The organism is Streptomyces sp. NPDC060205, from assembly GCF_042728395.1.
In the GTDB taxonomy this organism is placed as follows: domain Bacteria; phylum Actinomycetota; class Actinomycetes; order Streptomycetales; family Streptomycetaceae; genus Streptomyces.
The window spans coordinates 1-9,344 of sequence record NZ_JBHWZP010000347.1 but is presented as its reverse complement, the minus strand read 5'-3'; the positions used below and the strand labels follow the sequence as shown (position 1 = coordinate 9,344).

General features: G+C 73.9%; 10 protein-coding genes. 9 read left to right on the top strand and 1 reads right to left on the bottom strand.

Going from position 1 to position 9,344, the window contains the following annotated elements:
• Positions 1-358: 358 nt before the first annotated feature.
• The 7 genes from ssd to ACFWGJ_RS37185 all read left to right on the top strand — a co-directional run bounded on the left by ssd (position 359) and on the right by ACFWGJ_RS37185 (position 5,634).
• On the top strand, positions 359-1,462 hold the full coding sequence (gene ssd / locus ACFWGJ_RS37215; protein WP_387333392.1) for a septum site-determining protein Ssd: 1,104 nt from the start codon (positions 359-361) through the stop codon (positions 1,460-1,462).
• Complete coding sequence (locus ACFWGJ_RS37210) at positions 1,459-2,787, top strand: TadA family conjugal transfer-associated ATPase (RefSeq protein ID WP_387333391.1); 1,329 nt, start codon at positions 1,459-1,461, stop codon at positions 2,785-2,787. Before ssd ends, ACFWGJ_RS37210 begins: the two co-directional genes overlap by 4 nt.
• A 14-nt stretch (positions 2,788-2,801) precedes the next feature.
• Entirely contained in the window at positions 2,802-3,668 is an 867-nt protein-coding gene (locus ACFWGJ_RS37205) for a type II secretion system F family protein (protein WP_387333394.1), read from the top strand.
• Positions 3,665-4,474, top strand: a complete 810-nt coding sequence (locus ACFWGJ_RS37200; protein ID WP_387333390.1) for a type II secretion system F family protein — start codon at positions 3,665-3,667, stop codon at positions 4,472-4,474. Before ACFWGJ_RS37205 ends, ACFWGJ_RS37200 begins: the two co-directional genes overlap by 4 nt.
• Positions 4,475-4,536: 62 nt before the next feature.
• Positions 4,537-4,782 carry a DUF4244 domain-containing protein gene (locus ACFWGJ_RS37195; RefSeq protein WP_387333389.1) on the top strand — a complete coding sequence of 82 codons (246 nt, stop codon included), beginning with the start codon at positions 4,537-4,539 and terminating at the stop codon, positions 4,780-4,782.
• 46 nt (positions 4,783-4,828) lie between these two features.
• Positions 4,829-5,179, top strand: a complete 351-nt coding sequence (locus ACFWGJ_RS37190; RefSeq protein ID WP_387333393.1) for a TadE family type IV pilus minor pilin — start codon at positions 4,829-4,831, stop codon at positions 5,177-5,179.
• A complete protein-coding gene (locus ACFWGJ_RS37185) occupies positions 5,176-5,634 on the top strand; it encodes an Rv3654c family TadE-like protein (protein ID WP_387333388.1) in 459 nt (152 codons plus the stop codon). The genes ACFWGJ_RS37190 and ACFWGJ_RS37185 overlap by 4 nt, the downstream gene beginning before the upstream one ends.
• Here the strand turns inward: ACFWGJ_RS37185 and ACFWGJ_RS37180 are convergent.
• A complete protein-coding gene (locus tag ACFWGJ_RS37180; protein WP_387333387.1) occupies positions 5,606-8,203 on the bottom strand; it encodes a DEAD/DEAH box helicase in 2,598 nt (865 codons plus the stop codon). The genes ACFWGJ_RS37185 and ACFWGJ_RS37180 overlap by 29 nt on opposite strands.
• An 81-nt stretch (positions 8,204-8,284) precedes the next feature.
• On the opposite strand from ACFWGJ_RS37180, the gene bldG reads away from it, so the two are divergent.
• Positions 8,285-8,626, top strand: coding sequence for an anti-sigma factor antagonist BldG (gene bldG / locus ACFWGJ_RS37175; protein WP_003975386.1), 342 nt, complete (start codon positions 8,285-8,287; stop codon positions 8,624-8,626).
• A gap of 152 nt (positions 8,627-8,778) precedes the next feature.
• Complete coding sequence (locus ACFWGJ_RS37170; RefSeq protein ID WP_107018161.1) at positions 8,779-9,222, top strand: ATP-binding protein; 444 nt, start codon at positions 8,779-8,781, stop codon at positions 9,220-9,222.
• The last annotated feature ends 122 nt before the right edge of the window (positions 9,223-9,344 follow it).

The window sequence follows — 9,344 nt, the reverse complement described above, 5'->3', positions numbered from 1 at the left end:
GTCCCGCACTGCGGGACCCGGCGTTTCTCTGTCTCCGCACAGGATTCGTCACTGTGTGTAGCTGTGAGGTAGCGGCAAGGAAGTCGTACAACGGTCACCGGTTTGGGTGAAGGCGATATTCACAGGCGCCGAGTTGTCCACAGTTATTGACCAAGATCCACACGATTTCCGGCTTCGCTGCACCGTGATTCCAGCGCGTACCGCTTGCGGGAGTTCATGGCCGGTTCCGTTTGTTCGGCGGCTATGGCCGGTTCGTATCGGCGGTTCATATGGAGGGCCGGTTGGCCGCTCTTGCGCTGGGCGGGAATCGCGGGGCCGCAGGGGTCCCGCGACGAAGCAGCGAAGGGGGCTGGAGAGCGTGGCGGGAGCCATCACACACGACCGGCCGTCGGCCGCCGAGGGGCGGCAGGGCGGACCGTTGATCGTCACCGAGGACGCGGATCTGCTGGACGACCTGCTGCGGCTGTGCGCCGCGGCCGGCGCCCGGCCCGAAGTCCACCACGGGGTGCCGGAGCGCGGCGGCGGCTGGGACACGGCACCGCTGGTGCTCGTCGGCGACGACGCCTCGCGCCGCGTCCGCGGCGCCACACGCAGACGCGGAGTCGTCCTGGTGGGTCGGGATCAGGACGATCCCGGGGTCTGGAGGAGGGCTGTGGAGATCGGCGCCGACCACGTGCTGATGCTGCCGGATGGCGAACAATGGTTGGTCGACCGCATCGCCGACGTGGCCGAGGGAGTCGGACCGCCCGCCCTCACCGTCGGGGTGATCGGCGGTCGCGGAGGCGCCGGATCGTCCACGCTCGCCTGCGCCCTCGCGGTCACCTCGGCGCGCCAGGGCGCCCGCACCCTCCTTGTCGACGCGGACCCGCTGGGCGGCGGACTCGACGTACTCCTCGGCGGGGAATCCGTCGACGGACTCCGCTGGCCCGCCTTCGCCGCCTCGCACGGACGCGTCGGCGGCGAGGCCCTGGAGGAGTCGCTGCCCGCACTCCACGCCCTGCGGGTCCTCAGCTGGGACCGGGGCGACTGCGTCACCGTGGCGCCCGAGGCCGTCCGCGCGGTCCTGGCCGCCGCCAGGCGGCGCGGCGGGGTCGTGGTGGTCGATCTGCCGCGCCGGATCGACGAAGGGGTCGCGGAGGCCCTCGCGCAGATCGACCTCGGAGTGCTCGTCGTCCCGGCCGAGCTGCGCGCCGTCGCCGCGGCCGGACGGGTGGCGTCCGCGGTCGGCATGGTCCTCAGGGACCTGCGCGTCGCGGTCCGCGGGCCGTACGCGCCAGGTCTGGACGACCGGGAGGTCGCCCGGCTGCTCGGACTGCCCCTGATGGGCGAGGTGCCCACGGAGACGGGGCTGCCGGCCGCCCAGGAGCGGGGCGCTCCGCCCGGCGGGGACGGCCGCGGGCCACTCGCCCGCTTCTGCTCGGCGTTCTGGGAGCGGGCCACGGCCGCCGGAGGGGGCGTATGAGCGGAAGCGCGGGTCTGCGCGGCGGCTCTCCCGTCCACTCTCCCGTCCACGCGGGGCTGTCGGGGGCTCGCCTGCCGGGCAGCCGCCCGGGCTCGGGGCCGCTCGTGGGTGGGCGCCGGCCCGGCGGCCCGGCCTCCGACACGGGACTGCTGGACGGGGTCCGGCAGTGGCTGGCCGCGAGCGGCGGCGAACCGACTCCCGCGCGCGTGGCGCAGGCCCTGCGGGAGCAGGGGAGAGTGCTCGGGGACGCCGAAGTCCTCGGGGCGGCCGAGCGGTTGCGGTCGGAGCTGGTCGGGAGCGGTCCGCTGGAACCTCTGCTCGACGACCCCTCTGTGACCGATGTGCTGGTCTCGGCGCCCGACCGGGTGTGGGTGGACCGCGGCGGCGGCCTGGAGCTGACCGCCGTGTCCTTCCCGGACGCGGCGGCCGTACGGCGTCTCGCGCAGCGGCTCGCGGCCGTGGCCGGAAGGCGGCTGGACGACGCCCACCCCTGGGTGGACGCCAGACTTCCCGACGGCACCCGGCTGCACGCGGTGCTTCCACCGGTCGCCGTCGGCTCGACCTGTCTGTCCCTGCGGGTCGTACGGCCGAAGGCCTTCACCCTCGCCGAACTGGTGGCCGCGGGGACGGTACCGCCGGGCGGGGACCGGCTGCTGCGCGCGCTGCTCGACGCGAGGCTGTCGTTCCTGATCAGCGGCGGCACGGGCAGCGGCAAGACGACATTGCTCAGCGCGCTCCTCGGCCTCGTCGGGCCGGGTGAGCGGATCGTGCTCGCCGAGGACTCGGCGGAGCTGCGCCCCGACCATCCCCATGTCGTACGGCTGGAATCCAGACCGCCCAATCAGGAGGGCGCCGGGCTCGTCACGCTCCAGGACCTCGTGCGCCAGGCGCTGCGCATGCGGCCGGACCGCCTGGTGGTCGGTGAGGTGCGGGGCCCCGAAGTGGTGGCGCTGCTGGCTGCGCTGAACACGGGACACGAAGGCGGGTGCGGAACGGTGCACGCCAACGCCGCCTCCGGAGTCCCGGCCCGTCTGGAGGCCCTGGGCACGGCCGCCGGGCTCGACCGGGCCGCGCTGCACAGCCAGGTGGCGGCGGCGCTGTCGGTGGTGCTCCATCTCGTACGCGACCGGGCCGGACGGCGGCGGATCGCCGAGGTGCATGTGCTGGAGCGGGATCCGGCGGGGCTGGTCATGACGGTGCCCGCACTGCGATGGGGCGCGGACGCCTTCACCTACGGGCGCGGGTGGGAGCGGCTGCGAGAGCTGCTCGGTGTGAGCGGTGCAGAGGGCGTGGGTGGCGTGAGCGAGCGGAGGGGTGGGCTGTGACGGGGGTCGCCGGGATGTCGGTGCTGGTGGCGATGGTGTGCGCCGGGGCGGCGGTCCGGCTGACGGGCGGACCGGGGCACGGGACGCGGCGGGCGCGGCTGGTGTGTGCGGGTGGCGGGGCGGCGGCCACCGGGCCGCCGTCGTGGAAGCGGGCCGTGTGGCCGTTGTGGACCGGGGAGCGGCTTCGGCGGCTGCACGGGACGCGGGGCGAGTGGTGGGCCCTGGCCGCCGGGGCGGTGGTCGGGCTGCTGGGAGCATCCGTGGTGCCGGTCGTCCTGGGAGCGCTCGGGGTTCCCCTGGTACGGAGAGTCCGGCGGGCCGGAGCCGCCCGGCGGGCACGGGAGAGGCGGGCCGCCGCGGTGATCGCACTGTGCGGGGCGCTCGCGGGAGAGGTCCGGGCCGGACGGCAGCCGGGCGAGGCACTGCTGGGCGCCGCCCGGGACTCGGGAGGGCTCGGGGACGTACAGGCGTCGGTCCTGGCGGCCGCGCGGTTCGGCGGGGATGTGCCGGCCGCGCTCACCGACGCGGCCCGGCGGCCCGGGGCCGAAGGACTGCTGGGGCTCGCCGCGTGCTGGCGGGTCGCCGTGGACCGGGGTGCGGGCCTCGCGGCCGGGCTCGACCGGCTGGAGGGGGCGCTGCGCGCCGAGCGGGATCAACGTGCCGATCTGCGAGCCCAGTTGGCGGGCGCCCGGTCGACCGCGGTGATGCTCGCGGGGTTGCCGGTGCTCGGGCTGCTCCTCGGCACCGCGCTCGGCGCCGACCCGCTGCACATCGTCCTGCACACCGGGGCGGGCCTCGGCTGCCTGCTGGCCGGCGGGGTTCTGGAGGGCGCCGGCCTGTGGTGGGCGCTGCGGATCGTACGGGGAGCGGAGGACGGATGAGCGCGGAGGCTGTCCACAGGCTGGGGGTCGCGGTGTGCGTGGCGGCGGGACTGTGGGCGCTCGCCCGGTCCTTGGGAGCGGATCGGCGGAGGCGGAGGGTGCGCAGGCGCTTCGAGGCGCTGCTGACGGTCCTGGCCGACGAGCGTGAACCGGCTCCGGAGCCGGTCTCCTCCGGACGGCGCTCGCACCTGCGTGACGTGGGGCGGCGATGGCTGCCGGTGATCGGTGCCCTGAGCGCCTGCTGGGTGTTCGTCGGGGGCACGGCCGGGGCCGTGGTGGGACTTGCCGCCGCGTTCGGGATGTGGCGGTGGCGGCGCGGATCGGCGCCGGCGTCGGAGCCGGAGTTCGATGCGGCGCGGGCCGCGCGGCAACTGCCCCTCGCCGCCGACCTCCTGGCCGCCTGCATCGCGGCGGGCGCGAGCCCCGTCATGGCCGCGCGGGCGGTGGGGGAGGCGCTGGAGGGGCCCGTGGGGGAGCGGCTGGCGCGGGGAGCGGCCGAGGTGCGACTCGGCGGCGAACCGGCAAAGGCCTGGCGCGCGCTGGCCGCGTTGCCCGGGGCCCGGGGACTGGCCCGGCTGCTGGAGCGGGCCGGCGAGTCGGGAGTACCGGCGGCGGTACCGGTCGCTCGCGTCGCCTCCGAGGCCCGCGCGGAACGGGAGCGCGCCGCGACGGCTCGGGCGCGACGGGCCGGCGTCCTGGTCACCGCTCCCGTCGGGCTGTGCTTCCTGCCCGCGTTCATTGCGATCGGCGTACTGCCGGTGGTGCTCGGCCTGGCGGGCGGAGTGCTGGGCGGGGGTGATGGGTGACGGGTGACGGGCGGAAACGCGGATGAACAAGGTCAACGGGACAGAGCTGTACGGGGGTTCGGATGGGTAAGGCAGTGCGGGTTCGGGTGCAGGCGTGGGCGAGTGCGTGGGTTCTGGCGGGCTGGGCTTCCCGGGTGGGGCGGGCACGGTCGGTGCGGAGGGACGCCGGGATGGTCACCTCCGAGTACGCGATGGGGCTGATCGCGGCGGTGGGGTTCGCCGCGCTGCTCTACGAGGTGCTGACCAGCGGGCAGGTGCGCGGGGTTCTGCAGGACATCGTGGGGCGGGCGCTCAGTGAAGGGCTCTGAGGCCGACGCGGGCGCGGGTTCGGGTGTGGACGTGGGTCCGAGTGCGGTGGTCGGGGATCGTGGCTTTGTGACGGCCGAGGCGGCTGTGGTGCTGCCCGTGCTGGTCGCGTTCACGATGGCGCTGGTCTGGGCGTTGCTGGCCGCGGTCGCGCTGATCCAGTGCGTGGATGCGGCCCGGGCCGGCGCCCGCGCGGCGGCCCGGCAGGAAGCGCCGGGCACGGTGCTGGAGACCGCTCGGCGGGTGGCGCCGAGCGACGCCAGGATCTCCGTCCGGCGCGAGGGCGACCTGGTACGCGTCCGGGTGGAGGCCACGACCCCCGGCCCGGGCGCGCTGACCCTCGACCTCACGCAGGAGGCGGTCGCCCTGGCGGAGGAGACGGTGGGGGCGGCGCGATGAGAAGGACGGAGGAGGTCAGAAGGACGGGAGAAGCGGCACGGGTCGGCTCGGGCAGATGGCGTACGAGGTCGTGTGGGCCGGGGCTCGCTTCGGACCGGGGGTCGGCCACCGTCTGGACCGTCGGCGCGATCGCGGTCCTGTGCGTGGTCTTCGGGGCCGTGCTCGTGATGGGGCAGGCGGTGGTGGTCCGTCATCGTGCGGGCGGCGCGGCCGACTTGGCGGCGCTCGCGGCGGCCGACCACTGGACGCACGGCGGGACGGAGGCGTGCGCCCGGGCGGACCGTGTGGCCCGGGCCCAGGGCACCCGGATCGTGCGGTGCGCGGTCCGGGGCGAGATCGCGGACGTCACGGTGGCGGCGGGACGGGGGCCGCTGACCGCCGAGGTGAGGTCACGGGCGGGCTCACCCGGGCCCGTGGCTCCTGGCCCTAGCCCTCCGCGGGCTCGGCCGCGGTGACGACGTCCGGCTGCCGTCGGCCGCCCGGTCTCCGCGCCTCCTCGGGGAGGCCTCCCTCGGGGAGGCCTCCCTCGGGGAGACCTTCCCCGGGAAGACCCTCCCCGGGCTGTTCCTCCGGTGCTGTCGGTGCTCCCTGCAGGAGCACGGTCAGCAGCCGCACGGCTCCCCGCTTGTGCAGCGGCTCGTTGCCGTTGCCGCACTTGGGGGACTGGATGCAGGACGGACAGCCGGCCTCGCACTCGCAGGAGGCGATGGCCTGGCGGGTCGCGGTGAGCCATTCGCGGGCGGTGTGGAAGGCGCGTTCCGCGAAGCCCGCGCCGCCGGGATGGCCGTCGTACACGAAGACGGTGGGCAGGAGGGTGTCCGGGTGCAGCGGGACGGAGACGCCGCCGATGTCCCAGCGGTCGCAGGTGGCGAAGAGCGGCAGCATGCCGATCGAGGCGTGCTCGGCGGCGTGCAGGGCGCCGCCGAGGATCTCCGGGTTCACCCGGGCGGCGTCGAGCTGGTCCTCGGTGACCGTCCACCACACGGCGCGCGTACGCAGCGTACGGGGAGGGAGATCGAGCTTCGTCTCGCCGAGTACCTCGCCGGTCATGAGACGACGACGCAGGAAGGAGACGACCTGATGGGTGACCTCGACGGAGCCGTAGCACAACCGGCCGTCGCCCCAGGGGATCTCGATGTCCGTCTCCAGGACGGAGATGGCGGTGGTGTCACGGGCGACCGTCGAATACGGCGGGTTGGCCTCCGTGACCAGCGCGACCGAGTCGTCCAGGTGCAGTTCGTCCACCAGGTACGTACGGCCCTGGTGGAGGTGGACCGCGCCCTCGTGGACGCTGGTGTGCGCGGCCCCGGCGTCGACCGTGCCCAGCAGCCGTCCGGAGCCGGACTCCACGATCTGCACCGGGTTGCCGCCTCCGCCGCGGATGTCGGTCAGGTCGGCGGCCCGTTCCCGGCGGGTCCAGTGCCAGGCCTTCGTGCGGCGGCGGAGCAGCTTCGCGGCCTCCAGCTGCGGCATCAGCTCGGCGGTGGCCGGGCCGAAGAGATCGAAGTCGTCCTCGGTGACGGGGAGTTCGGATGCGGCGGCGCACAGGTGGGGCGCGAGGACGTACGGGTTGTCCGGATCGAGGACGGTGGACTCCACCGGCTGGTCGAACAGGGCCTCCGGGTGATGGACGAGGAAGGTGTCCAGCGGGTCGTCGCGGGCGACCAGCACCGCGAGCGCGCCCTGTCCGGAGCGGCCCGCACGGCCCGCCTGCTGCCACAGGGAGGCGCGGGTGCCCGGGTAGCCGGCGATGACGACGGCGTCCAGGCCGGAGACGTCGATGCCGAGTTCGAGAGCGGTGGTGGCGGCGAGGCCGAGGAGTTCACCGGAGTGCAGGGCCTGTTCGAGGGCGCGGCGTTCCTCGGGGAGGTAGCCGCCGCGGTAGGCGGCCACGCGGCGGGCCAGGGAGCGATCGACCTCGGCAAGCCGTTCCTGGGCGATCACCGAGATCAGCTCGGCCCCGCGGCGGGACCGTACGAAGGCGACCGAGCGGACGCCCTGCACGGTCAGGTCGGTGAGGAGGTCCGCGGTCTCGGCGGTGGCGGAGCGGCGGACCGGGGCGCCCTTCTCGCCGTGCAGGTCGGTCAGGGGCGGTTCCCAGAGGGCGAAGACCAGTTCCCCGCGGGGCGAGGCGTCGTCGGCGACCTCCACCACGGGCAGGCCGGTGAGGCGGGAGGCGGCGACGGAGGGCTCGGCGGCGGTCGCCGAGGCCATGAGGAAGACGGGGGAGGAGCCGTAGCGGGCGCACAGGCGGCGCAGCCTGCGCAGCACCTGGGCGACATGTGAGCCGAAGACGCCGCGGTAGGTGTGGCACTCGTCGATGACGACATAGCGCAGGGCGCGCAGGAAGGAGGCCCACCGGGGGTGGGAGGGGAGTATCCCGCGGTGCAGCATGTCGGGGTTGGTGAGGACGTAGTTGGCGTACTGGCGTACCCACTCGCGTTCCTCGACGGGGGTGTCCCCGTCGTAGACCGCGGAACGCACGGCGTGGCCCAGCGGAAGTGAGAGTTTCTTCACGGACCGGCGCTGGTCCGCGGCGAGCGCCTTGGTCGGCGCGAGGTAGAGGGCGGTCGCGCCGCGGCCGTTCGGCGCCTCGGATCCGTCGAGGAGTGTCGACAGAACCGGGACGAGGTACGCCAGGGACTTGCCGGAGGCCGTACCCGTGGAGACGATCACCGATTCGCCGTCCAGGGCGTGCTCGGCCGCCAGTGCCTGGTGGGCCCAGGGGTGTTCGATACCGGCGGACTGCACCGCCGCGACGACCTCCGCGCGGATCCGGTCGGGCCACACGGCATGGCGACCCGCACGTGGGGGCAAGTGCTCCGTATGAGTGATGCGCGAAGCCCGGCTCGGCCCAGAGGCCAGCCGGTCCAGGATCTCGCCCGGCGCGGGGCGGGACGCGGTGTCCGTCGAGGTTCGATCGGGTCGGAGATTATTGGCCATCGGCATCGAGTGTGTCACTGGCATGACGGACAATGGGCCCAAGGCGTCGTGCACGCCTGCCGGTAAGTGATTGAATGCCATCGCGGCTGGCGAACCGTCCCGGGGGCTCCGCCGAGGTGTCCCTTGGGATGACCGCTCGATTAGCAAGGTGCTGGAGGATCCGTGGACCTGTCCCTGTCGACCCGTACCGTCGGCGATCGTACGGTCGTCGAGGTCGGTGGCGAAATCGATGTATATACCGCGCCCAAGTTGCGCGAACAGCTGGTCGAGCTGGTGAACGACGGCAGTTTCCACCTTGTCGTCGACATGGAGGGCGTGGACTTCCTCGACTCGACCGGTCTCGGCGTCCTGGTGGGCGGCCTGAAGCGGGTGCGTGCCCATGAGGGTTCGCTCCGACTGGTCTGCAACCAGGAGCGCATTCTGAAGATCTTCCGCATCACCGGTCTCACCAAGGTGTTCCCGATCCACACCTCGGTCGAAGAAGCGGTGGCGGCCACCGACTGAGCGGCCACGGTCCGGCCGGTCCCTGCTGACTGGCCGGTCAGCCGTCACAGCCGAATCCCGGGCACGGCCCGGGAGGCAGAAGTCAATGGAGGGGGGTCAGGTCTCGGCGACCCGACCCCCCGACCGCACGCCCGTAGTTCCGAGGGGGATGCATGGCCACCGTTGAACTCCGCTTCAGCGCGCTGCCCGAGCACGTCAGGACCGCCCGACTGGTGGCGGCAGCGGTGGCGCGCAGGGCCGGAGTGGACGAGGCCGTCCTCGACGAGGTCAGGCTCGCCGTCGGCGAAGCCTGTACCCGGGCCGTCGGCCTGCACCAGAGCGCCGGAATCTCGGCGCCGGTGCGGGTCTCGCTGATCGAGGAGGAGAAGCTGTTCTCCATCGAGGTCGGTGATGAGGCGCCGCACACGGTTCCCGGTGACACGTCGCCGGGTGCCCATGGTGGAGCCGACGGCGCGGACGTCGAGACCGAGGAGGACGAGATGGGCCTCGCGGTCATCAGCGGCCTCGTCGACGACGTGGAAGTGACCGCCGGTGAGAACGGCGGACTGATCAGGATGAGCTGGCCCACCACGCCGCCGGCCACGCTCGTTCCCTGATCCACCCCTCTTGGTACTGCCTGAACCTGTGCGAAAGGGCCCTGCTCACCAGGGCCCTTTGGCATGTCCGGCCGCGGTCCGGCGACGCAGGGACGCAGGGACGCAGGGACGCAGCGCCGTAT